Origin of the sequence: Novosphingobium aquae (genome assembly GCF_037572715.1) — a bacterium.
GTDB lineage: Bacteria > Pseudomonadota > Alphaproteobacteria > Sphingomonadales > Sphingomonadaceae > Novosphingobium > Novosphingobium aquae.
Genome location: NZ_JBBHJY010000009.1, coordinates 194,999 through 218,300 on the forward strand (window position 1 = coordinate 194,999; position 23,302 = coordinate 218,300).

Annotated in this window: 20 protein-coding genes; 8 read left to right on the forward strand and 12 right to left on the reverse strand. The window is 63.3% G+C overall.

From position 1 onward, the window contains the following. Positions 1–60: 60 nt before the first annotated feature. The 6 genes from WG900_RS16840 to WG900_RS16865 form a co-directional block, all read right to left on the reverse strand. Positions 61–663, reverse strand: coding sequence for a hypothetical protein (locus tag WG900_RS16840; RefSeq protein ID WP_339968971.1), 603 nt, complete (start codon positions 661–663; stop codon positions 61–63). A 38-nt stretch (positions 664–701) separates the two neighbouring features. Continuing rightward, a complete protein-coding gene (locus WG900_RS16845; RefSeq protein ID WP_339968973.1) occupies positions 702–1,700 on the reverse strand; it encodes a sterol desaturase family protein in 999 nt (332 codons plus the stop codon). 388 nt (positions 1,701–2,088) lie between these two features. Further along, the gene (locus tag WG900_RS16850; RefSeq protein WP_339968975.1) at positions 2,089–2,370 is read right to left on the reverse strand and encodes a hypothetical protein; all 282 of its coding nucleotides are present in this window, start codon (positions 2,368–2,370) and stop codon (positions 2,089–2,091) included. A 34-nt stretch (positions 2,371–2,404) separates the two neighbouring features. After that, the gene (locus WG900_RS16855) at positions 2,405–3,409 is read right to left on the reverse strand and encodes an NAD(P)/FAD-dependent oxidoreductase (protein ID WP_339968977.1); all 1,005 of its coding nucleotides are present in this window, start codon (positions 3,407–3,409) and stop codon (positions 2,405–2,407) included. Positions 3,410–3,416: 7 nt separating this feature from the next. Continuing rightward, positions 3,417–4,013 (reverse strand): GTP cyclohydrolase I FolE, encoded by a 597-nt coding sequence (gene folE, locus WG900_RS16860; protein WP_339969027.1) that lies wholly within the window; start codon positions 4,011–4,013, stop codon positions 3,417–3,419. A gap of 52 nt (positions 4,014–4,065) precedes the next feature. Further along, entirely contained in the window at positions 4,066–4,299 is a 234-nt protein-coding gene (locus WG900_RS16865) for a hypothetical protein (protein ID WP_339968979.1), read from the reverse strand. A 144-nt stretch (positions 4,300–4,443) separates the two neighbouring features. Between WG900_RS16865 and WG900_RS16870 the strand changes: the two genes are divergently transcribed. The 3 genes from WG900_RS16870 to WG900_RS16880 are packed head-to-tail and all read left to right on the forward strand — an operon-like array spanning position 4,444 to position 6,741. Further along, the gene (locus WG900_RS16870; RefSeq protein WP_339968981.1) at positions 4,444–5,034 is read left to right on the forward strand and encodes a PAS domain-containing protein; all 591 of its coding nucleotides are present in this window, start codon (positions 4,444–4,446) and stop codon (positions 5,032–5,034) included. A gap of 16 nt (positions 5,035–5,050) precedes the next feature. After that, the gene (locus tag WG900_RS16875) at positions 5,051–5,215 is read left to right on the forward strand and encodes a DUF2256 domain-containing protein (RefSeq protein ID WP_339968982.1); all 165 of its coding nucleotides are present in this window, start codon (positions 5,051–5,053) and stop codon (positions 5,213–5,215) included. Beyond that, positions 5,212–6,741, forward strand: coding sequence for a cryptochrome/photolyase family protein (locus WG900_RS16880; RefSeq protein ID WP_339968984.1), 1,530 nt, complete (start codon positions 5,212–5,214; stop codon positions 6,739–6,741). Before WG900_RS16875 ends, WG900_RS16880 begins: the two co-directional genes overlap by 4 nt. A gap of 78 nt (positions 6,742–6,819) precedes the next feature. Here WG900_RS16880 and rsgA read toward each other — a convergent pair whose 3' ends face one another. The 6 genes from rsgA to WG900_RS16910 all read right to left on the reverse strand — a co-directional run bounded on the left by rsgA (position 6,820) and on the right by WG900_RS16910 (position 17,600). Next, the gene (rsgA, locus tag WG900_RS16885) at positions 6,820–7,752 is read right to left on the reverse strand and encodes a ribosome small subunit-dependent GTPase A (RefSeq protein ID WP_339968986.1); all 933 of its coding nucleotides are present in this window, start codon (positions 7,750–7,752) and stop codon (positions 6,820–6,822) included. A gap of 366 nt (positions 7,753–8,118) precedes the next feature. Beyond that, complete coding sequence (locus tag WG900_RS16890) at positions 8,119–10,830, reverse strand: glycoside hydrolase family 2 TIM barrel-domain containing protein (RefSeq protein ID WP_339968988.1); 2,712 nt, start codon at positions 10,828–10,830, stop codon at positions 8,119–8,121. 24 nt (positions 10,831–10,854) lie between these two features. Continuing rightward, positions 10,855–11,931 (reverse strand): Gfo/Idh/MocA family protein, encoded by a 1,077-nt coding sequence (locus WG900_RS16895; RefSeq protein ID WP_339968989.1) that lies wholly within the window; start codon positions 11,929–11,931, stop codon positions 10,855–10,857. A gap of 34 nt (positions 11,932–11,965) precedes the next feature. Beyond that, entirely contained in the window at positions 11,966–13,576 is a 1,611-nt protein-coding gene (locus tag WG900_RS16900) for a carboxylesterase/lipase family protein (RefSeq protein ID WP_339968991.1), read from the reverse strand. A 63-nt stretch (positions 13,577–13,639) separates the two neighbouring features. Further along, positions 13,640–16,564, reverse strand: coding sequence for a TonB-dependent receptor domain-containing protein (locus WG900_RS16905; protein ID WP_339968993.1), 2,925 nt, complete (start codon positions 16,562–16,564; stop codon positions 13,640–13,642). Between the two features lie 136 nt (positions 16,565–16,700). Continuing rightward, positions 16,701–17,600 carry a LysR family transcriptional regulator gene (locus WG900_RS16910; RefSeq protein ID WP_339968995.1) on the reverse strand — a complete coding sequence of 300 codons (900 nt, stop codon included), beginning with the start codon at positions 17,598–17,600 and terminating at the stop codon, positions 16,701–16,703. A gap of 163 nt (positions 17,601–17,763) precedes the next feature. Between WG900_RS16910 and WG900_RS16915 the strand changes: the two genes are divergently transcribed. The 5 genes from WG900_RS16915 (at position 17,764) to WG900_RS16935 (ending at position 23,297) form a co-directional block, all read left to right on the forward strand. Continuing rightward, positions 17,764–19,641 (forward strand): sulfatase-like hydrolase/transferase, encoded by a 1,878-nt coding sequence (locus tag WG900_RS16915; RefSeq protein WP_339968997.1) that lies wholly within the window; start codon positions 17,764–17,766, stop codon positions 19,639–19,641. Between the two features lie 342 nt (positions 19,642–19,983). Then, complete coding sequence (locus WG900_RS16920) at positions 19,984–20,505, forward strand: PepSY domain-containing protein (protein ID WP_339968999.1); 522 nt, start codon at positions 19,984–19,986, stop codon at positions 20,503–20,505. Between the two features lie 15 nt (positions 20,506–20,520). Next, positions 20,521–21,705, forward strand: a complete 1,185-nt coding sequence (locus WG900_RS16925; protein ID WP_339969001.1) for a carbohydrate porin — start codon at positions 20,521–20,523, stop codon at positions 21,703–21,705. A gap of 46 nt (positions 21,706–21,751) precedes the next feature. Further along, entirely contained in the window at positions 21,752–22,048 is a 297-nt protein-coding gene (locus WG900_RS16930; RefSeq protein WP_339969002.1) for an isocitrate/isopropylmalate family dehydrogenase, read from the forward strand. Further along, positions 22,041–23,297, forward strand: a complete 1,257-nt coding sequence (locus WG900_RS16935; protein WP_339969004.1) for a glycerate kinase type-2 family protein — start codon at positions 22,041–22,043, stop codon at positions 23,295–23,297. Before WG900_RS16930 ends, WG900_RS16935 begins: the two co-directional genes overlap by 8 nt. Positions 23,298–23,302: the final 5 nt, after the last annotated feature.

The window sequence follows — 23,302 nt, forward strand, 5'->3', positions numbered from 1 at the left end:
CGGGGCATAGATCGAATTGATGCACGGACCGCACTTTATCATAAAGTCGCTTATGACCTGTCAGTCCGGCTGGTCTTCCAGGCGCCTGAGGAACAACCGCTTTACCAGCCATGCCTCGAGAATGCGGCCGATCACGTAAAGCGCGGCGAAAATTCCGGCCAGCACGTAAGCAGCGGTCGACGATGGCTTCCTGCGGCTGGGCTCGCCCTGCTTGGGCTTTTCAGGGGCCGGCGCGCCGAGGAACTTGTCGATCGGATGCAGTTCCGGCAGCGGCTTTGCCTCGGCCTCCTTGGCCTTTGCCGCCGCCTCTGCCGGCGTTGGTTCCGGCTTCGCCGTCCAGATGGCGAGCTGACCGAAAAAGAGGAACAGCAGCGGGGCGAGGAAGCTGAACAGCAGGAACCGGCTGCTCAGGTGGTAATGCAGTACGCCGTCACCTGCGACCGAGTCCACCTTGAGCACGCCCCTGTCAAAGACCGCCATCTTGTCCTGCGAGGCCGGATCGGTCTTGGTGAAGGTCAAGGTGTCGCCAGAGCGATCGTGCCAGGTATAAGGCTCGAGAAACAGCGGGCTGAGCTTGGCCAGCGCCTCTTCGCCCGATTGCCCCTTGGCGAGCGGCAGGCTGCCCCGGACATTCCAGATCCAGTCGATGAAGCGCGTGTTCATCACGGTTCCTGCGGTGTTGCTGAGCGGAAGGCTGGCCATCATTCTGCCGCCACGGCTGAAGTCGGGGTGCCGTACTTGTCCCTGCCGTATTTTTGCTTGATCGCTTTCCAGCCCTCAGTGAACGGAAAATGCATGACCTCGCGGATCGACATGCGGCGGCCGCCTTCCATTCCCAGCAGCTCGGCCTCGCCATCAACACAGGTGCCGAACATCCGGTCGATGAAGATGAACGTGCCCGAGTAATTGCTGCGGGTCGCTTCATAGTCCTGCGAATGGTGCACGCTGTGATGCTCGGTCGTGTTGAACAGGAAGCGCCACCATTTCGGCGTGTTGAAGCGCACGTTGATGTGCTGGTACGTGCCGATGGCCAGACCGAAGGCGCCGGCGATCAGTGCGGCGCGGGGCAGGAAATCGAAGAAGCCGCCGATGCCCAAGCCGATCAGGAACAGCTCGGTCGGGTTGCCCACCGCGCCTTTGTTGATGTTGAGCTGGGTGATGTAGTGGTGCGGCGCATGGCTCAGCCACAGGGGGTGCCAGTTGTGCATCCCGCGGTGCATCCAGTACTGCCCGAAATCGAAGATGAAGGCGATCAGGAAGGCCTGCAGCAGCAGCGGCAGTCCGGTGAACCACGCAACCTTGTCGAAATCGAAGCTGCTCTGGATCAGCTTGATCATGGCATCGCTGCCGATGTAGCTGCCGACGATGCGGAGCACGGTGTAGCCCAGCCCGACATAGAACAGGTCGGTGACCAGTTCCTTCCACGTCAGTTGCCAGCTTCTATAGCGCGGGTTGACCCATTCGAGGCCGAGCAGCAGCACCTTGAAACCGATGCCGATGCCGATGGCGGTCGATGCCTTGGCGATCGAAGCGGGCGCGTAATACCAGAAGGCAATCAACCCGAAGAGCACCGCCGGCTGGAACCAGGTAAAGAAGAGCTGCTTGAATGGCCCGCCTTCGACTCGGGGGATGTTTTCCCAGCCGACCGTCACCGGTGCCTCGGCACCTATGATCCGCTTACCAACGCGAACTCCGTTCATGCCCTTGCCCTCGCATGTTTTCTTTCCGGACCACCTGCGGTAGACCTGAAGAAACCCTGAGGAGCGGTACGCTTTGCACCAGCTCCGTGATGCGACACAGCATTGGGAATGCGCCCCCATCATGCCAGATGTCAAATTTCTATTGAGGGCATAGACAAGGTCTATGGGTTGTGTGGAATTGCGGGTTCTAGGCGATTGGGGCCGCACCAGATGCGGGGAGCATCAGACGCAAGGCAAGCGGCGTTTCCGATCAAAGCCGGAAACGCCGCGAAGTGTGATGACCTCAGGTCAGGACCATCGACAGCAATCCCACATGGGCCAGAAGCGCAACCATCGAGGCAAGGGTGACCTGCCGGGAAACCAGAATACGGTTCATGGCCGACGTCCCTTACTTGCGGGCCAGCGGCGCGAAGAGCTCCGGCCGCTTGCTGGCTGCGATGTAGGTTGAGGCGGTAATGGCAAAGGCAGCAATCAGGACCAGATGCCCGATCACGCTGAATGCGAAAACCGTATAGCTGCCAATTGCCAGCGAGAATGAAACCGCCCACATCCAGCCGAGCATTTGAAATACCATGTGCCGGACGCCAAAATCGGGAATATGCCGAAGTGGGCTGCGTTCGTGATCGAATATGAAGGCCCAGGCCCGAGCAATTTGACTTTGCATTTCCAAGATCCTCCAAGAACTATTCGGAGAGCCTAGGCCTTCATGGCAAGATGGGAACATGACCTTTAGGGCATGTTATGCCAGTCAACTGCACGCTCCCGATCACCGGGCCCGCGCCCTTACACATGGCGGCGAGCTTTCGGCCGGACAGCCACGCGCTTTCCACCCGCGGACCCATCAGCCAGTCGCCGCAGGCGCCAAGGCCAAGGTCCGGGTTCCACAAGGCCCCGTCGCCCGTGCCGACCGAGAGTGCGTAGCGCCAGCGATGCGCTGTTGCGACAAGTGGCTCGGGGATGATGCAGCCTGCCGCCTGCGCCAAGGCACGGTGCAGCAGACCGGCAACTTCGTCCGCAGGGGCTTCGAGCCAGGCAGCGGACCAGGTCGCGCTGGCCTGAACCACCCATGCCTCGGGACCGGATCGCCCGGGCTTGGCGCTGTTGCGGGCGGCCCAGGCAATGTCGCCCCGATTGCGCATAACCGGGGGCACGCCTGCAAGCGGGTGATCGAAGACGAACATACCGGTCCAGCAGGGCTGCGAGCGCACCATCAGCGCCTTGCGCGCCATGGCAAAGTCGTGAAGTGAAAGCAGCACTGCGGCCTGCTCTGCCGGAATGGCCAGCACCGCCGCATCGTACGGGCCGGTCTCGCCAGCGGGACCTGTCAGCCACCATGAACCGGCCCGGCGGACCATTGCCGTCACCTGATGTCCCCAGGCCACATCGTGAGCAGCGGCCATCTGGCGGGTTACCGCGTTCATCCCGGGTACGCCGACCCAGGCATCGGTTCCCGACTGCGGCCAAGGTGCCGCCACGCCCGAACGCTGCCAGCTATCGACCAGCCTCTTGAAGCCCGGATCGCGCGCGGTGAAGTATTGCGCGCCGTGATCGAAAGCCGCCTCGCCCAGCGGGGTTTGCACCCGCCGGGTCGACATGCGGCCACCCGGCCCCCGTCCCTTGTCGAACAGCACCGGGCAATGCCCTGCATCCTGCAACGCATCGGCGCAGGAGAGGCCGGCAATACCAGCGCCAATGATTGCAATGTTCACTTGGCCATCAACACTTGTTCATCAGCGCCAGCACTTCCTTGCGGCTTTCCGGATTGTCCAGAAAGCAGCCAAGCATCCGGCTGGTGACCATGCCGACGCCGTGCGTCTTGACCCCGCGCCCGGTCATGCAGCCGTGCTGCGCCTCGATCACCACGGCCACGCCCTGCGGCCTCAGGTTGTCCCAGATCGCCTGGGCAACCTGCGCCGTCAGCCGTTCCTGCACCTGCAGTCGCTCGGCATAGCCATGCAGCACGCGGGCGAGCTTCGAGATGCCGACAACGCGGTCCGTGGGCAGATAGGCGATCGAGGCGGTGCCGGTGATCGGCGCCATGTGGTGTTCACAGTGCGACTGGAACGGGATGTTCTTGAGCACGACAATCTCGTCATAGCCGCCGACTTCGGCGAAGGTGCGCGACAGATGCTCGCCCGGATCCGCGTCATAGCCCTGACAATATTCGCGCCACGCCCGCGCCACGCGCTTGGGCGTATCGGCCAGCCCCTCGCGGTCAGGATCGTCGCCGGCCCAGCGGATCAGAGTGCGGATCGATTCCTGGATTTCTTCGGGAACGAAGATCTTGCGCTCGTCGGGATCGAACGCGTCCATTTTAGTCACGTAGTTCACTGGCTCTTCCCCTTCATCTTCGATCTGGAAACTGTCACTTCGACCCGGCCAGCGCCCCGATCAGCACGATCAGGAGCACGGCCACGGCCTGAAAAAGCACCCGCTGGGTCATCAGCCGGTTTTGCTGCACGCCAAACGCTTCGCCTGTCGCCTTGTCGGGCCGGTTCAGATTCTCGGCATCGCGCAGGAAGGCCCCCAGCCCGCGAATAAGCGCGGTTGCGGCGGCGATCAGGAAACCGCCGATCAGCAGGATGATCACGAATGTCATGGCAAGGGCCTTTGGATGCCGCGAACCGCCCGAGGATTCAGGCGGGTCTGGGACTATCCTCCTTCTCGCAGGAACTGCCGCCGGGCCAACCTGTCCAAAAGGGCACTTTGCGAGCATCGGGCCTTCGGCTAGACCAGTGTCAGCATGTCACTCTCCACCATGATCGGGACCAGTCCCATAGCGGCCGTGATCAGCAATCCGCGGCTGCCGGACAATCCGATCGTGGAATGCAACGAATCCTTCGTGGCGCTGACGGGCTACAGCCGCGAGGAAATCGTCGGGCACAATTGCCGCTTCCTCTCAGGTCCGGGCACCGAACCCTGGCTGACCGAAATGCTGCGCAACGGCATTCGCCGGCGCCAGCCAGTCATGGTCGAGATCCTGAACTACAAGAAGGGCGGCACCCCTTTCCGCAACGCCGTGATGGTCGTGCCGATCTTCGATGCGGCCGGAGAGCTGGAATATTTCCTCGGCTCGCAGGTCGAAATTGCCGACGATGTTGCCCGCGCCAATGAAGCGCGGCGCGAGGCGGCGCACAACCGGGTGGCGGCCCTCAGTCGCCGCCAGCGCGAAGTGCTGATGCAGATCGCCGCCGGCAAGTTGAACAAGCAGATCTCGTTCGACCTGGGCCTCAGCGAACGCACCGTAAAGATGCACCGCGCGGCGGTGTTTGCCGCGCTTGGCGTGCGGACCAGCGCCGATGCGATCCGGCTGGCGATCGAAGCCGGCTACTGAGACCGGCGCCGACAGAGTGAAAACCCGCAAGAAGTCCGACTTCCCGGCCAAGACCTGCGCCACCTGCCAGCGCCCGTTTGCCTGGCGCAAGAAATGGGCGGCCGTCTGGGACGAGGTTCGCTATTGCTCTGACCGGTGCCGTGGAAGCCGTCCGAAGTCCGGTGCGGGCCAGCCTGAATGACAGAGCTGCGCCTGGTCCTTGGCGACCAGCTGTCGCCGCGCCATTCGTGGTTCGATGCCGCCGCGCCCGATGCGGTCTACGTGCTGATGGAGGTGCGGCAGGAAACCGATTACGTCCGCCACCACGCGCAGAAGATCATCGCGATCTTCGCCGCCATGCGGGACTTCGCGCGGCACTTGCGCGAACAGGGCCACCGGGTTGATTACATCGCCATCGATGATCCGGCGAACCGGCAGTCGCTCACCGCCAATCTCGACCTGTTGATCGAACGCCACGGTGCCACCCGGCTGGCATGGCAGGCCCCCGACGAATGGCGGCTCGACCGGCAACTCGCCGACTATGCCGCCAGCCAGACCATCCCGGCGCAGATGGTGGACAGCGAACATTTTCTCTCCGCGCGTGACGAGGTTGCGGAACAGTTCGCGGGGCGCAAGCAGTGGCTGATGGAAAGCTTCTACCGCCGGATGCGCCAGCAGCACGGCGTGCTGATCGACGGTTCCGGCAAGCCGGTTGGCGGGCAATGGAATTTCGATGCCGACAATCGCAAGCCCTGGGCCGGCGATCCGCCCGAGCCGCAGGACACACGCCCGCGCCATGATCATTCGGCCTTGTGGCAGGCGATCAAGGCCAGCGGCGCGGGCAGCTTCGGCGCCCCGCACGAGCAGGATTTGCGCTGGCCGCTGAACCGGGACGAAGCGCTGGCGATGCTGGACAGCTTCATCCACCACGCCCTGCCGCGCTTTGGCGATTTTCAGGATGCGATGAGCAGCAAGGCCGCGCAGCTGTTCCATTCGCTGTTGTCTTTCGCGCTCAACGTGAAGATGCTGCACCCGCGCGAAGTCATCGATGCGGCGGCATCGGCTTATCATGGCGGCCACGCCCCGCTGGCGGCGGTCGAGGGATTTATCCGCCAGATCCTCGGCTGGCGGGAATATGTCCGCGGGGTCTATTGGGCGCGAATGCCGGACTATGCATCGGTCAATCATTTCGGCCACGACCTGCCCTTGCCGGACTGGTTCTGGACCGGGAAGACCCGGATGCGCTGCCTTGGCCATGCGCTGGAACAATCGCTGGACCGGGCCCATGCCCATCATATCCAGCGATTGATGATCATCGGCAATTTCGCCCTGCTGGCCGGCATCGATCCGCAGGCGCTGCACCGCTGGTATCTGGGCGTCTACATCGACGCTTTCGAATGGGTTGAACTGCCCAATACGCTGGGCATGAGCCAATATGCCGATGGCGGACTGCTGGCGACCAAGCCCTACGTTTCATCCGCCGCCTATATCCACCGGATGAGCGACTATTGCCGGGGCTGCCGCTATGACCGCAAGGCCCGCATCGGCAAGGACGCGTGCCCGTTCAACGCGCTTTACTGGGATTTCTTTGAGCGCAATCAGGCCAGATTGGCAGCCAATCACCGGTTGGGGCATACTTATCGCCAGCTGGAAAAGATGACCCCGCAGGACCGGTCAGCCATCAGGCAACAGGCGGACTATGTCCTGGCCAACATCGAAGTGCTCTAGGTGCGCAAAGACCTCTGGCGTTTTTCCTGCCACTGGAGACGTGGCTGGCCCGACCGGTCAGGGCGTTTCAGACACCGGCTATCTCCTTCGTCGTCCCTTTGTCATTCGCACGCGTCTGGCCTCGGCGATGTCACTGTTTGTGCTGTCTTCAAGGGACAGCTTGCGCCATCGGTCGAAGCGGATGGGTGTGAGCTGTCCACTCTCCATGGCATCGCGCACCGCGCAAGCGGGCTCGTCGGAATGCGAGCAATTGGTGAAACGGCATTCGAGAGTCAGGGCAACGATGTCATCAAACACCTCGGCCACGCCAGCGGCAACCTCAGACATCTGAAGCTCACGCATGCCGGGCGTGTCCACCAGCCAGCCGCCGCCCTCGGCACCAGAGCCGAGCCGATGCATCGTGCGGACCGACGTGGTGTGCAGCCCTTTGCCGTCGCTTTCGCGCACTGCCTGGGTCTCGATTTCGTCAAGATTTCTCAGAGTGTTGATCAGGGTGGATTTCCCGACACCCGATGATCCCACGAGGGCAACAGTCTCTCCCAGCCGGCAGAAATCGGCGAGTTGGGCGACACTCTGGCGATCGCGCCCGTTGATCAGTTCGACCTGCAGGCCGCTTTGAATCGCACTGGCCGCCTCCACAAAGTCTGCGGGGCTATCACTCAGGTCAGCCTTGGTCAGCACCACAACCGGGCGCACGCCCACCTCCCGCGCGAGCACGAGGTAGCGCTCGATGCGCGCAATGTTGAAGTCTGCATTACACGAGGTAACGATGAAGAGCGTATCGACGTTGGCAGCGATAAGCTGGATCCGGTTGTCGTCCCCCGGCGCGGGCCGTTTGAACAGGCTGCTGCGTTCGAGCAGGCGCACGGGTGCCAATCCGTCTCGCTCGGCCAGCAGCCAGTCGCCCACGGTGGGCCGGTCTTCGGGGCCGCTGGACGCCGGGAGAATCGAGGGTATCGATGCCTCCAACCCTTCGCCAGCGACACTGATCTTCCCGCGGTGGACGGACATGACCCGAACGGGCACGCATTCCCGATGGTCCTCACCAGACAGCTGATCGCTGAAATGGCGATTCCATCCCAATTCCAGAAGAGTCAGTTTCGATCCTTGGCTTGGCATTCAGATCGACGCTCCCGACTGGTGATGCAGCCCTGATAGGCACTGGTCCGAGGTTTTACCAACCTCCAGTGCAATCTCTTCATCAAAGGGAATGATCGTCAGGACCGGGCCGTCGGCGCGGGCATTTTCTGCCCACGGGTTCTCATCGTTGGCGATCTGGGCCGAAAACCCGGGGACAGCTCGATGCCCGGCGGGAATTGCCCCCAGCCGCAGTTACCTTTCCGGGCTGCGGCAAGGGCATACGCACCTTTACCGCCGCTAAGGAACAGGCTCGATGGCAATCGCCGATACGATTGCGTCCCCCTTCACCGGCCAGAAGGCGATAGCCAATTGGCCTGATGTCACCGTGGCATCGAATGTCCGCTTCACAGCGTTCATCGTCCCGCCTGCGTCTTTGGCGATGTCGATGCCGCGCAGCACAGTTGCGCCATCGGCGGCAACATCGAACACCCGCTCGCCCGGAGCGCGGGCGGGTTCAACGAAGGTCAACCGCACCCGGTAACGTCCGTTCGCCAGTGGCACGCTGTATGCGAAGTTGCCCGAACGATAGGTCGCGGCGATGTCACGGTCCGGCGTATTCTTCACCGGCGTCAATTCCTGCGGGCGTCCGTAGTTGGCCGGTCTGTCGATCGAGCCGGCCTCACCCCCGACGAAGAAATTGTCAGAGCCGAACTGCCCTTCGGCGCTATTCCCGGCAACCAGCGCGCCGGCATCGATGCGGAAGGCGCGGGCAGATTCCGCCCCCAGTTGCCAGATCACCCGGTCGGCCACCTGCCGTCCGGCAAAGCGACCGCGAGTCATGATGGTGTTCGAACCCGCAGCAAGCCGGACTGATTTCCACACGCAGACACTGTTCGGACAGGCGGGAAGCTTGCCATAGGTCTTGCCGTTGACGACCAGCTCGGTCTGCGGGGCATTGCTGTAGATCCGCACGTCCGTCACCGGATAGGCGCGGTTGACATAGCGCCGGCCGGTAATGTGGACCGTAGGATTGGCTGACCAGTTGGCTTTGTAGAAGAAGTAGGCGTCCTTGCGGATCTTGCGGTCGAAGGTGATCAGGCCCTTGGTATTGATGTCTTCGGCATCGCCTTCCTTGCGGACCGTGCTGGCAAAATCGAAGCCCGACCACAACCAGGTCGCCCAGAGGTACTTGCGGTCCTTCAACTCAGCCCAGTTCACTTCGTGGATCAGGCTTTCGACTTCCTCTGGCTGCTTGCGACCGCGCGAATCGGGCGGGGTCGCTTCGGGGTTGTCGGTGTGGACAGTGGTCGCGCCGCCAGCGCCGTATTCGGAGATAGACAGCGGCTGCTCGGGCCGCTTGGCATGAAGCGCGTCCATCGATGCGCCAAGCTCGCCGGGCTTGCCGTAATACCATCCGAAATAGCGGTTCGCCCCGGCCAGATCGGCCGCCGGCGCGGTGATCGGCACTTCAACGCCGGACGCGAACAGGCGTCCTTCGCAGCAGGTGGCAAGCGCGGTGGGCCGCGAGGGATCAAGGCTGTGAGCCAGCGAGTTGAGGTCGTTCAGAATCGGCAAGGGATCGGGAAGCACCTTCGATGCCTCTGTCAGGAAGCCGGGGAGCGAATTGCCGAAATCGACCTCGTTGGCGATGCCCCAGGTCACCACTGATGCGTGGTTGCGGTTCTGGGCGATCATTTCCTGCAATTGCTGCCGCGCGTTCTGCACCAGCGGCTCGGTCGGCGTTGCCGCGCCGCCCAGCGTCCATTGCGACACCAGCGGAATTTCATCCCAGACCACCATGCCATAGCGATCGGCGAGGTCATGAACCGGCTGGCCATGCTGGTAGTGCGTCAGGCGGATGGAGGTGGCGCCCATTTCACGCAGGGCGAGGATGTCGCCCTCGGTGTCCTTGGCATCGATCGCCCAGCCCTTGCCCTCGAAGTCCTGGTGATAGCCGACACCGCGCAGGACATAGGGCTTGCCGTTGAGGAAGAAGCCCTCACGGGGATCGATGCGCATCTGCCGGATGCCGAACGGCTGGCTGACGCGGTCAATGATCGTCCCGTCCGCGCGCCTGATCTCTACGTCGAGCGTGTAAAGATAGGGGTCTTTCACCCCGTTCCACAGGCGCGGCGAGGACACCTTCAGCGCCGCCTTGAATTCGGTGTCCACGCCGCTGGGCAGGACAAGGTTGCTGGACTGGCGTGCTGCCACCCGTCCGGCGCGATCGAGCAGCTTTGCCACCGCAGTCACCGCGGCGGGCCGGGTACCATCATTGCGGAGCCGAGCGGAGACCCCGACCTCGGCCTTGCCTCCGGCGATCGACACGGTTTCTGCCCGCACGCCGCTGCCGCCGTGATCGCGCATCGTCACGTGAACATCGCCAGTCACGATCAGCGAGGCTGGCCGGTAAAGCCCGCCATGCACAAAGAAGTCGCCGGTAAGCGGCAGGACATCTGCAGTGGTTGCCCCCGGCGCAGGCCTGGAATTGTCCACCCTGACCGCGAGCAGGTTCTGGCCGGAGGGCTTCAACGCGCTGGTGACGTCGAAGCGGAACCGCGAGAAACCACCCTTGTGCTCGCCGATGCGGATGCCGTTCACCCAGATCTCGGCGATCCGGCTGGCGGCATCGAACTGCAGCCACGCGCGTTTGCCCGTCAAAGCACCCGGGCTGGCGAAATTCAGGCGATACCAGCCCACGCCCATCGTCTTGTCGATGGTCTCTGCCCGGTTGATGTGCGTCTGGGGATCGGGGATGTAATAGCCCACCCGGTTCCAGGTGTGCGGGACGCGCACGGCTTGCCAGCCGGAATCGTCATAATCCGCCAATTCGGGGCCGGTCTGTGCCGGTTCCAGCTTGAAACGCCACCCTTCCGCCAACGGCACCGTGGAGCGGATTGCAGCTGCGGCGGGTGCCGGGCGCGCAGGCTTGGCGTAAGCGACTTCCAGCGGGTGAAGCAGCGCGATTGCTGCTGCAAGGCCCACTGTCTGTGCGATTCCTCGTGCCACTGTGCATTCCTCCAGTTTCAATTTTTAGCGTCCCGCCATGCCTTGCGAAGCGAGGTCAGGGGTGAAGCTTGCCGCTTCGAGAATTTCGTTGATCAGGCGCTGCGTGGCGAGCGCTTCGTCGCCCGAACATTCTGGCTCGCGCCCCGAACGCACCGCGCGGACGAAGTCGGCGATCAGGTCCCGGTGAGGGCCGTGATCAAAATCCATCGGGCCGGTCGGAGCATTGAAGGCACTGTCGCCAAGTTCCTCGGTCCGGCCGTCGAGCCATGTCACCGCAAGATGATTGCCGCTGAGCCGGGCGGCGCCCGTTGCGCCGAAAAGTTCAATTGTCTCCGGGCCGGGATGGATCGCTGCGGTTGTCGCCATCATGGTGGCGCATCCGCCGCTCGGCAGGTCGAACAGCGCTGTCGCCATGTCCTCAGTCTCCATCCGGTGCAGCGCAGTGCGGCTGGCATGGGCAGAACGCACCCTCAACTGGCCGGCAAGCGCGCGGAACAGATCGAGCGTGTGAATCGCCTGAGTCATCAACACACCGCCGCCGTCGCGCTCCATCGTTCCGCGTCCCGGCTCGTCGTAATAGCTCTGCGGCCTCCACCAGGGGACGGACATTGCGGCCCCCGCAATTTCACCCACTTCTCCCGAGCGCGCCAGTTCCAGCAGGCGCCGCGCGGCAGGGCGGAAGCGGTGCTGGAGGACGACGCCAAGCCTTGTTCCGGATCGCTTGGCGGCGGCGACCAATTCCTCGGCAAGGTCCATCCGCGCATCGAGCGGCTTTTCAACCAGGAGGTGCCGGCCGCTCGCCAGGATTTCGATCCCCAGTCTGGCATGGGTGTGCGCTGGTGTGAGCAGGATGACGGCTTCGACCCGGTGGTCAGTGATGGCGGCGGTCACGTCATTGGTCACCGGCCATTCGGGGTATTCGGCGGAAAACGCCTGCGTGCGTTCGGGCGATGGACTGCAGGCCCAGACCACATCGATGGTTTCGGCAAGATCACGAAGCGCCGCCAGATGTGGCTGGGCAGCCATGCCGAGGCCGACAACCGCGATCCCGAGCGGCCGATCCGGCCCTGCCTGCGCGCCTTGCGGCAATTCAGTCCTCACCACGATCTCCCGCTTTTCCGGCTGCCAAGGGATGCTAGTCCCGCAGCGCACCGCCGGCCATAGATGGGCGGGGCACGTTCTGGAAAAACTCGAACTTGCGGCGGTCTGGCCAGGGCGCGGTGCGCACCGTTGTGCCCAGCTCGATCAGAGTTGGCGCCTTGGGATCATAGGCTGGCCACTTCATCTCCGCCGCATCGGGATTACCGGTTCGGGCGAAGGCGACGAGCGAGCGGGTCATGGCCAGGCTGAAGGCGCGGTCGGCGCTCGTCCAGTTGCGGGTGGTGCGATAGCGGTTGAAGCTGTCGAGCGTCCCCAGCCAGAACGGCACCTCGGACGTGTGATAGGCACCCGCCGTCGCCGGATCGAGGTCGGTAAGCTTCACTCCCGGCGCATAGCTGTGTGCGCGGCTGAACTGGTACGTGAACACGCGGTTCTTGCCGTGACTGAGCTGCGCTTCGGCCCAGCGGGCCATGGCCGAGGCCATCGTGCTGTCGCGGTCGGCGGCGCGGGCCTGCGCCTTTGCCTCAACGTCGGTCGCGGCCGGGTAAAGATCGAGGAAGTCCTTTGCCCTGTCGCCAAAACGGGCGGCGGCCTTGGCGCGGTAATCGTCGAGGCCCCGGACCTCGCCGAAGCCGCCGAAGGATTCATCGTGGGCAAAACCAAGCATCAACGGCACATCGTTCTGCGCGCCTTTGGCGAACAAGTTTTCGAGCGTGTCGGGGAGGAAATAGCCGTCCTGGTTCGCGCCGACCTTGGGGCCGTCGGCAATGCGGGGAACCACGATGCGGTCGGCCGGCATGGCGCGCAGTTGCTCGATATCGGCGGCTTTCAGGAATTTCTGCAGCTTGACGCCCTCGCCTTCGGCCTCTGCCAAAGTCATTGTCGCTCCGGGACCTGCGCCCAGCCCTCCGCTCATGCCGACGGCGCGGTGGAACAGGCCTCTGGTCAGCGGGCTCGCCTGCTGCATCAGGACCGACATCGAGCCGGCGGATTGGCCGGCGATCGTCACGTTTTCCGGATCACCACCGAAGCGGGCGATGTTGCGGCGAACCCATTTCAGCGCTGCGACCTGATCCAGCAATCCGTAATTGCCCGAGGACTTGTGGGGCGATTCTGCGGAAAGCTGCGGATGCGCCATCAGGCCGAGCGCGCCGGTGCGGTAGTTGAAATTGACAAAGACCGCGCCTTGCCGGCTCACAGCTTCACCGCTGTAGATCGGCATGCTCGACGAGCCGATGAAGAAACCGCCGCCATGGATATAGACGATGACCGGTGCCTTCTTCAGACCCGGCGCAGTCCAGACATTGAGATAGAGGCAGTCCTCGCTGGTGATCTCGGCGCCCGAATACTGGTTGGTCAAAAGGCCGCGCTGCGGCTGCATGCACTGCGGGCCAAAGCGGTCGGCGTGGTAGGTGTCCTTCCAGGGGATGACCGGCTGCGGATCTTTCCAGCGCAGATCGCGCACCGGCGGTGCGGCAAACGGGATGCCGAGGAAGGCGGTGGCTCCGCTGTTAAGCCGCTTGCCCTCGACAGGTCCGGAATCGAGAGTGACGCGGGCCGGACCCGCGGCGAGCGCCGCGTGGGAACTGGCCAGCAGCAGGCCAAGGGCAGTGAGGATCCGGAACTTCTTGCGCATCATGGTCATCCTCGCATCGCCCCCCGGCAGAAGGAACGCCGGGCAGGATGGTCCCGCCCGGCGCGGTCTTGATCAGAACCGGAAGCGGACGCCGCCCTTGTAGGTTCGTCCCATCAGGTCGTAGTAGGCGCTGCCGTTGGCAGGCAGCGGCGGGTCCTTGTCGAACAGGTTGTCGACATTGAAGTAGACCTGGAACCGCTTGTCCGGACCGAAGTTGTAGCGCAGGCCGAGATCGACATAGGCCACGGCAGGGATATTGTTATCGGTGATGCTGGTGGCCAGCGCCGTGTTGTAACCGGCCTGATCAGGCCCGAAAAGGCCGTTGTTCTGGTGTGACTTGGACACCCAGCGGAAGTTCGTGTTGAGGCCGAAACCGCCGATTTCGTAGTCCATCGTCAGGTTGACCAGCCACTTCGGCAGGCCGGCAGGACCACCGAATGCCGCGCCGGTCTGGCCCGCTCGGTCGATACCAGTTGGGAACAGGGTCGAGATGTCGGTCGACGAGCGGAAAGCGATGACGTGCGTCGCCAGCAGGTTCATCGAAAGCGTGCCACTGGCGATTGGCTGGCGATAGCTGGCCTGGAAATCGAGGCCCTTGGTCTTGAACTCGGCGACGTTGGCGGTGATGCCCTGCGCCCCGGTCATCTGGCCCGCGACCGGATCGTTGTTGGCGAAGGTGATCAGCGAACACCACGAGTTGCCGGTATAGACGCCGCCAATGAAGCAGTTGTTCACCACGCCTTGCGTACCGGTCGAGGTGATCGCGCCCTTGATACTGATATTGTAGTAATCGACCGAGAGGCGCAGCCGGTTGAGGAACGACGGCTGATAGCTGACGCCGATCGTCTGGGTGATCGCCTTTTCCGGCTTCAGGTTGGGATTGCCGCCAACGATGAACCCGGCATTGTTGGTTGGGCGAGCGACGCCGACGCGCGGATCAGCCGGCAGAGGCAGGGATTGCGCCTGCGGAGTGAACAGTTCAATCAGGTTGGGCGCGCGGATGTCACGTGAACGCGTCGCGCGGAACATCAGTCCGTCGACCACTTCCCAGGTGCCGCCGACCTTCCAGGTCGTGACGCCGCCCGAGGTACTGTAGTCGGTCGCGCGGATGGCCCCGTTGAATTCGATCTTCTTGGCAATCGCGATATCCTGCGCGAGCGGAATGATCGTTTCGAGATAGGCTTCCTTGACGTTCTGGCTGACAGTCGCGAGCGTGGCGCCGGTGCCGGTCAGCCAAGAGTTCGACTGCGACAGCGCATCAGTATCGAGCTTGATCGATTCCTTGCGGTATTCAACGCCAACGCCGATCGAGACCGGCCCGGCCCAGGTCGAGAACGGCTCGCCCTGAAGGTTGGCCGCCAGATCGTGCAGCTTGGTCAGGCCCGTGCCCTTTGCCGTGCCAAGGATGTAGCTGCGCGCGGCATCGGATGCGTTCGCCTTGCCCAGGATGTTGATCGGCACGCAGCCGGCGGCAACTGCTGCCGCGCTGCGGCAGACGATCTGTCCGCCGACTGAAACCGCATCGAGCGCATTGCGGAAATTGCCGTTGTTGAAGTTGTTCGAGATCGACACGTTCGAGGTGTTCTGCCCGTAAACGTAGGAGGCATCCCACTTCCAGGTGTCTCCGAACTTGCCGCGCAGGCCGGTCTGGATGCGGATCAGCTCGTTCTGGACCTTGCGCACGTTGGGGCCGAAGTCCTGCCCCGAATAGCCGATCGACAGCCCGCCAGCCGGAACCAGCGCGAGCTGTGCCGGGGTCAGCGCCTGGGCGAGGAACGCATTGTCCCTGGCAATCGTCAGGCCCGGACCTGCACCCGCGCCGTCACGGCGGATCAGGATGATGCCGGTGTTGGTGACGTTTGAGTAGAGCGGTGCAAGATAGAACGAGAGGTTGTCGCTGAAGTCGAAAGTCAGCTTGCCCATGCCGTTGTAGCGCTTCTGCGCCGGGCGCAGTTGCTGGGTGTTGAGGTTGACGATGCCCGCTGCAGCGTTCGCCGCCAGCGAGGTTGGCGTGAAGAAATCGAGGCTGGCGGTCAGGTTGCTGAGGCCACGATTGAACGTCGTCGTGGTGACGCCGCCCGATGCGGTCGGAACGAAGGCAAGCCCCTGAAGCGCGCCGGCGGTGAGGATCACGCCGCCGCTGGAAGCCGTGCCGAAGTAATTGCCATAAGGCCCGAGAACGTTGGCGGGCGTGCCAGCCGGGCGATTGGTGATGACCGCAATGTTCCACGCATCACGGCCCCATTCGCGGACATTGTTGTAATAGGCCGTGCCGCCATCGTCGTTGTATTCGAAACCGGCGACAATATGGCCGCGCCCATCGGCGAAGCTCGTGCCACCGGCGATCGAGGCGAACTTGTTCTTGGCGTCGTGATAGCGGGTCTCGCGGTACTGGACCGAGCCCTTGATGCCTTCGAAACGGTCATCCATCTGCAGGTTGATCACGCCGGCAACTGCATCCGAACCATAGGCCGCCGATGCGCCGCCGGTGACGACGTCGCTGTTCTTGATCAGGCCGGTTGGAATGACGTTGAGGTCGGTCGTGCCGGCGGACGTGGAAACGCCCGGAATCATCGTCTGCGGCAGACGCGCCCGGTCAAGCAGGACCAGCGTGCGGGCAGGGCCGAGGCCGCGAAGATCGGCCAGGAATGCACCTGTATTGCCAAGGCCGCCGGCGCTGGGCGAAACAGCGGCGCGGAACGAGGGAACCTTGTTGAGCGCATCGCCGATGTTGTTGATCGCGCGCTGCTGGATGAAATCCTGCCCAACAACCGTGGTGGGGGTCGGGGCGGTATAGCCATTGCGCTCGATGCGGGTCGCGGTGACGACAATGCCGGCCTCTTCGGACTGCTCGGCTTCATCCGCTGCGGCGCTGGCCGTGTCCTGCGCATGGGCAGAACCACCCATCATGGCGATCGATACGCCGGCCAGCAGCGCAAGCCTGATGGCTTTCGAAATACGGCTCGCGGAATCGCTGGAACTGAGTTGCACTTTCATTGGTCGCCCTCCCATGGACACGCCTATTGGCTGAATCTGGCCTGTGCCTGAATTTGGTTAGACCAATTTAGAGGGCCAGCATGATTAGGGACAACGATTTTTACAGCTGATGACCTATCACTTGAAATGATGATATTCAGGCGATCGCTGCAGCTTCGATCAGCTGCGCCCGCAGCCAGGCGATTCCCTGATCTTCGGCACGCGACTGGTGGTATTGCATCATCTCGCGCATCGGCGGGAGTTCGAACGGCAGATCGCAGATGCGCAGCGGCAAAAAGCCGGCAAAAATCTTCGCCAGACGTTCGTGCATAAGCGCGAGTCGCGCGGTCCCGGGAAGCATCCACGCGACCTCGCCAAAAGCCGCGCACGTCACTTCGATACGCCGCTTGTCGCTGTGTTCGCGCAGGTAGTTTTCGGCAAAAGTCCCTTTGCTGGTCACAGAGGCTGCGACATGGCCGCAGGATTCATAGGCTTCCCGGGTGAGCGGCTGATCGAGCACGGGGTTGCCCGTCCAGCCGACTACCACGTGCCGTTCCTCGAACAGGAGTTCGCGGGGATGCTGGCCTTCGAGGAAGCTTTCGGGCGAGATGATCAGGTCGATTTCGCCGTCTTCCAGCCTTTCGCGGACGCCGGGCTGGGGCAGCGCGATATCGATCCGGACATTCGGCGCCACTTGCTGAAGCCGCTCCAGCAAGGGACCGACGAGCACGATCGCGATGTAGTCCGACCCAACGATGCGGAACAGCCGCTCACTGGTGAAGGGATCAAACGACAAGCCCTTGGCGAGCAGGCCGCGCAGATCGGACACCATCGCCGAAATCTCGGGCGCGAGCGCCAGTGCCGCCGCCGTGGGCAGCATTTTCTTGCCCTGCTGGACAAGGATTTCGTCGGAAAATGCCTCTCGCAGCCGGCGCAGCGCGCCGCTCATCGCCGACTGGGTGAGGTTGAGCCGCTTGGCCGCGCGAGTGACGTTGCGCTCTTCGATCAGGACGTCGAAGGCGACCAGCAAATTGAGGTCAAACTTGTCGAGCCGCAACTGACGAACGCTCCCGGTGATTGTCTTGTAACATTTCAGTCAATTTTACTGGCTGCACAACCTGTGTCACCCATGCGCCAGATATTGCAAGCAACTCTTGACCGGCCTGCCGTTGCCACGGACGTCCGGAACAGGAATGCAATCGCTTTGAGAGGGAATGTCCATGCCGATTTCCAGGCGCACCGCGCTGGGTGCCGCTGTCACTGGGGCTCTTGCCGGAGGAGCGACAGGACTGCGCGCAGCGACAGGTCCGGTATCGCACCCCAACATCCTGTGGCTCGTCAGCGAGGACAATGGCCCCTTCATTGGTGCCTATGGGGATCGTCATGCCCGTACACCCAACATTGATGCTCTTGCCCGGCGCGGCGTGCTTTACCGGAATGTCTATTGCCCGGCGCCCGTTTGCGCGCCGACCCGCTTCGGCATCCTTACGGGCCTCTATCCGGAGACATGCTCACCCGCGCAGCACATGCGGGCGAGCGCCAAGTTGCCGCCACACTTGCGCACTTACCCGGAATACCTGCGCGGCGCGGGCTATTACTGTGCCAATAATGCCAAGACGGACTACAACTGCGATGTCGATCCGGCGCGCATCTGGGACGATTCCAGCGGCAAGGCCCATTGGCGAGGGAGGCGTGAGGATCAGCCCTTCATGGCGGTCTTCAACTACATGACGACTCATGAATCGTCCCTTTTCCGGCCCGCTCCCGGCCGGGAAAACTTTCAGGACCTGCGGATTCCGGCCTATCTCCCCGCCACCCCGGCCGTGCGCAGCGATTATGCCAGCTATTATGCCTTGATGAGCGCCATGGACGCCCAGATCGGCACGCGGCTGAAGGAGCTTGAAGACGATGGCCTCGCCGAGGACACCATCGTCATCTACTATTCCGATAACGGAGGCGTGCTGCCGCGAAGCAAGCGCTACTGTTATGACGAGGGCCTGCGGGTTGCACTTGTGGTCTACGTCCCGCCGAAGTGGCGCCACCTGTGTCCCGTGCCGATGCGCAACGAAGTGCGTTCACCGGTAAATCTGGTCGACCTTGCGCCAACGCTGTTGTCTTTGGCCGGCATTCCTGCGCCGAAAACCATGCAGGGCCGCGCATTCCTTGGGCGGCACGCCAAGGGGCCCGCCAAATATGCCTTCGGAATGCGTAACCGGATGGACGAGCGCTATGATTTCGTGCGCACCATTACAGATGGCCGCTACCGATACATCCGCAATTACATGCCGCATCGGATCTGGGGAATGCGCGGCGATTTCGAATGGAATCTCAAGAGCTATCAATCGTGGGAGGCCGAATGGCTGGCCGGCCGCCTTGACGCGGATCAGCGGCGGTTCTTCGGACCCAAACCCTTTGAAGAGTTCTACGACCTCTCGGCAGACCCGGACCAGCTGACCAATCTCGTCGCTAGCCCCCGCCACGGCCCCCGCCTTGCCGTCATGCGCCGCGCCCTTGACCGGCACATGATCGAGATCGTCGACAACGGGTTCATTCCCGAGGGCAGCCCGGCAGAGGGATATGCCAGCTCTCGCAGTTCCGAAGTCTATCCGCTCAAATCGGTTATGGCACTTGCACAGGCAGCCGCCCGCAGCGATCCGCGCAAGCTCGGACTGCTCACCGCCGCCTTGCGCCATGCAAATGGCGTGATGCGGTACTGGGCGGCGACCGGCCTGCTCATCCTGAAGGACCGGGCCGCACCCGCCGTCCAGCCTTTGCTGGAAGTCGCGAGAAATGATCCCTGGCCCTCGGTAAGGGGCGTCGCCGCCGAAACCCTCTGTCATATCGGCCGAGGTGACGAAGGCGTGGCCATCCTTGCCGAACGGGTGACGGCACCCGGCCCCGTTCCGCCTCGCCTGATGGCAATCAATGCGCTCGATTCCATAGGCGACCTGGCAGAGGCTGCGATGCTGGCACTGGTCGCAGCGTCAAGCGACCCGAATGAATATATCGTCCGGGGTGCCAAACCATTGGTCGCCCGCCTCAATGGCAGCTACCGGCCGGACACGGTCTTTACCTCGGGCAGGCCGCAAGGTGTCTGAGAGGGCTGCCAGTCCAATCGCAACCAGTCTCCGTTCCGCGCAGTTCTGGTCAGGGTGCAAGGCTTCAACTGAAGATTGATGGCAAACTCGTCCAGCGCGGAAAGCGCGCGGTGGCCTGCGGCATCGGACCCGGGGGCCCGCGCGAGGCGATGCGGAGCCGACGATCTTGGCTTCCGTCTGGCGGGCCATCTGGGGAACGATCCGGCTTACGTCAGGCCGATCCACGATGAACTGACCAGGTCGGTCAGGGCCACCCCCAAAGCAGCATTCTGCAAGCGGGTCCCAGGTGCCGCTGGCTAAGCGTCCCTGCTTGCGAAGATATCCTTCCGGAGAAATACCTTGATGCGCAAACTCCGTCGCTGGGTCAGCTTCCCGCTGATCCTCTTGCTTCTGCTCGTGAGCGTTACCGGTGTCGTCCTGCAAGGCGAAGAGATCGCCAAGATCGGAGCCGAGCAGAGCCCTCCGCCCCGTTCAGACCTGCCCGAAGAAGCAGCGCTTGCGGCCATGGTCCAAAAGGCGGCTGCAGCCGCGCGGCAGTTGCTGCCCGACCTTCCGGTCCAGTCGGTGGCGCTGGATTTCTCGCGCGGCCAGCAAAAGGCCCGCTTCGGCGTGACGCCGCGCGGCGGCCCTTCGGTAGAAGTCGACATGAAGTCCGGCGAAGCCAGATGGCTCCCGTCGTCACCGCCCCGCATGAATGTCACGATGATCCAGCTTCACACCGGAAAGTTCGGTCCCTTCGGGCTTGTCCTGATGGGCATCGCAAGCCTGGTGTTTCTGGTTCTTACAGTAACCGGCTTCAAGGTCTATTACGACATGTGTAAGCACCGCAGGAAGCTCGGCAAGCCGCGCCTCTTCTGGAAATAGGGCAGGCAGAACCTCATGCGCATTTCAGCTGGGCAAAACAGGCAGGCAATCCTTGCCGCGGCGCTGGTCCTGTCCAGTCTGGCCACCCCCGCCCGGGCGGAAGGGGTCCCGGCGCAAGAAACCGATGATCCGCTGCAGGTCGAACTTGTCTATACGGCAGAATTGAACAGCAACCTGAGCGGCGGGGTGCAAACCGGCAGCCGGTATCTCGACAACCTCGACATCACCGCAGATATCGATCTTGAACGGCTTGCCGGTTGGAGCGGAGCCCGGGCGCACGTCTATGGCCTCTACAACAATGGCACCGCTTTTTCGCCACTGGTTGGCGACAGTTTCGTCACCAGCAACATCGAAACCGGCGTTCGGGCCTTTCGGCTTTATGAGGCCTGGGTGGACAAGACGATCGGTCAATCCGTGTCCGTCCGCGCCGGGCTCTATGATCTCAACTCGGAATTTGATGCGCTCGAAACATCTTCGCTGTTCCTTTCGAGCGCCCACGGCATCGGCACGGACATCAGCCAGACGGGAGAGAACGGGCCTTCGATCTTCCCGGTCACGTCTCTGGCATTGCGTTTGGCGATCGCGCCGGCGGATGGCTGGAAGGTTCGCCTCGCGGTTCTCGACGGGGTTCCGGGCGATCCTGCCAGACCCGCGCGGACAGCCATAAAAATCGGCAAACAGGATGGTGCCCTGATCATCGGCGAGGTGGAGCGGAGCCTGGGCGGGGGGCGCATTTTCGCCGGATACTGGCAATACACTGCCGAATTCGATGACCTGTCAGGCAGCCGGCGGAAAGGCAATCGGGGCCTCTACCTGCGCGGCGAGGCGCCGCTGCATGACGAGTCCGGAGACACGGATCAGGGTCTCGCGGCATTTTTTCGGCTTGGCGTCGCCAATGGCGAAATCAATCCGTTCAAGGCTTTTGCCAGCGCCGGCCTGGTCTGGACCGGACCGCTGCATGGACGCGACGAGGACCGCCTTGGCCTTGCCTATGCCCGGGCATTTTCGTCCGCCTCCTTCATTCGCCAATCGCTGGCGCGTTCGTCTGAATCCAGCGTCGAACTGACGTACCGCGCTCCGATCAACGGATGGCTGACCATACAACCGAGCCTGCAGTATGTCATCAATCCTGGAGCCCTGCCCGGACCGCGCAATGCGGTGGTGGCGGCACTGCGCCTCGAAACTGCCCTGGGATTCTGATCAGCCTCAGGCTGCGTAGCGTGCCAGGTTTTCGGTCACCAGTTGCATGAGCTTCGCCCGCAGGGGGTCCTGCGTTCAGCGCCGCTACCCATCGATGGTCGAGCCGATCCATGGCTCCGCCTTTGACATTGTCGGCAAGGGCATCGCCAATCCGGTCGCCAGCTTCTGGTCGACCTCCCAGATGCTCGAGCACCTTGGCGAACGCGAATGTGCGGCGAGGCTGATGGATGCGGTAGAACGCACGACTGGTGCCGGCATCGTCACGCCCGACGTCGGCGGCACCGCCACGACGCAGGAAGTGACGCGCGCCGTGGTGGAGGCTATCTACGCCACCAATGCCTGATTGCCCGCCAAGGACCGACGCCGCTGCGCGCAGCTTTCTGCGGGGCTGTTTCGATGCCGCAATCGATGCGGTCCGCCCCGGACCTGCGGTTCTCGCCAACCTCCCTGACAAGCCAGAGGGCCGCTGCATCGTGGTCGGTGCCGGCAAGGCTTCTGCGGCCATGGCCGCCGCGATCGACGCCGCCTGGCCGGATGTCCAGCTTTCGGGCGTCGTCTCCACCCGGCACGGCCACGCCGTTCCCGCCGGCCGTGTACGGGTGATCGAGGCCGGCCATCCGGTGCCCGACGAACATAGCGTCGAGGCGGCGCAGGCCATGCTTGCCGCGGTAGCCGGCCTCGGCCCCGATGATCTTGTCGTTGCCCTGATATCGGGAGGCGGCTCGGCCTGTCTGGCGCTCCCCGCCCCCGGTCTGACCCTTGCTGACAAGCAGGCAATCACCCGCGCCCTGCTGCGCAGCGGTGCGCCAATCTCGGACATGAATACCATCCGTCGGCATGCCTCGGGAATCAAGAACGGACGGCTCGCGCTGGCGGCTGCACCCGCGCGAGTGGTCAGCCTGGTGATCAGCGACATTCCGGGTGATGATCTGGCAGCGGTTGCTTCTGGCCCCTCTATTGCGGATGCAACGACCCCCGCCGATGCCTTGGCGATCATCGACCGTCGGGCGATTCCGGTTCCGCGCGATTTTCGCAGGCACTTGTTATCAGCCCCGCCAATTCTGCCGGCCGGCTCAGCCGAGGCAATCCTGATCGCATCTCCGGGGCAGGCGCTCGACGCCGCCGCCGACTATGCCCGCCGATGCGGAATAGCGCCCTTATTGCTGGGCGATGCTCTGGAAGGCGAGAGCAGTGCGCTGGGCGCCGCGATGGCAGCAACGGCGCTTGCCGAAACCGATCGTCCGCGCGTGCTCATTTCCGGCGGTGAAACGACTGTCACCATCGGTCCGGAAGGCGCGGGTCGGGGCGGACGAAATACCGAGTTCCTGCTTGCCTTCGCCCTTGCCGCAAAGGGGGCGGAGGGCATCTGGGCGATCGCGGGAGACAGTGACGGCATCGACGGCACCGAAGATGCCGCGGGCGCATTCGTCTCGCCAGACTCGCTGGCGCGGGCCGATGCGGCCGGCTTCGATGCGCTGGCCACACTCGCGCGTCATGACAGCTACAGCCTGTTCGCCGCAACGCGCGACCTGATCGTGACGGGGCCGACCCTTACGAACGTGAATGACATCCGGGCCGTGCTGGTCTGTTGATCGCC

Coding starts and splice junctions, on each gene's coding strand:
- WG900_RS16870 (WP_339968981.1), top strand. CDS start 4,444: ATGTCACTCTCCACCATGATCGGGACCAGTCCCATAGCGGCCGTGATC.
- WG900_RS16935 (WP_339969004.1), top strand. CDS start 22,041: ATGCCTGATTGCCCGCCAAGGACCGACGCCGCTGCGCGCAGCTTTCTG.
- WG900_RS16840 (WP_339968971.1), bottom strand. CDS start 663: ATGAACACGCGCTTCATCGACTGGATCTGGAATGTCCGGGGCAGCCTG.
- folE (WP_339969027.1), bottom strand. CDS start 4,013: ATGGACGCGTTCGATCCCGACGAGCGCAAGATCTTCGTTCCCGAAGAA.
- WG900_RS16920 (WP_339968999.1), top strand. CDS start 19,984: ATGCGCAAACTCCGTCGCTGGGTCAGCTTCCCGCTGATCCTCTTGCTT.
- WG900_RS16905 (WP_339968993.1), bottom strand. CDS start 16,564: ATGAAAGTGCAACTCAGTTCCAGCGATTCCGCGAGCCGTATTTCGAAA.
- WG900_RS16900 (WP_339968991.1), bottom strand. CDS start 13,576: ATGACCATGATGCGCAAGAAGTTCCGGATCCTCACTGCCCTTGGCCTG.
- WG900_RS16880 (WP_339968984.1), top strand. CDS start 5,212: ATGACAGAGCTGCGCCTGGTCCTTGGCGACCAGCTGTCGCCGCGCCAT.
- WG900_RS16865 (WP_339968979.1), bottom strand. CDS start 4,299: ATGACATTCGTGATCATCCTGCTGATCGGCGGTTTCCTGATCGCCGCC.
- WG900_RS16925 (WP_339969001.1), top strand. CDS start 20,521: ATGCGCATTTCAGCTGGGCAAAACAGGCAGGCAATCCTTGCCGCGGCG.
- WG900_RS16845 (WP_339968973.1), bottom strand. CDS start 1,700: ATGAACGGAGTTCGCGTTGGTAAGCGGATCATAGGTGCCGAGGCACCG.
- rsgA (WP_339968986.1), bottom strand. CDS start 7,752: ATGTCCGTCCACCGCGGGAAGATCAGTGTCGCTGGCGAAGGGTTGGAG.
- WG900_RS16915 (WP_339968997.1), top strand. CDS start 17,764: ATGCCGATTTCCAGGCGCACCGCGCTGGGTGCCGCTGTCACTGGGGCT.
- WG900_RS16930 (WP_339969002.1), top strand. CDS start 21,752: ATGAGCTTCGCCCGCAGGGGGTCCTGCGTTCAGCGCCGCTACCCATCG.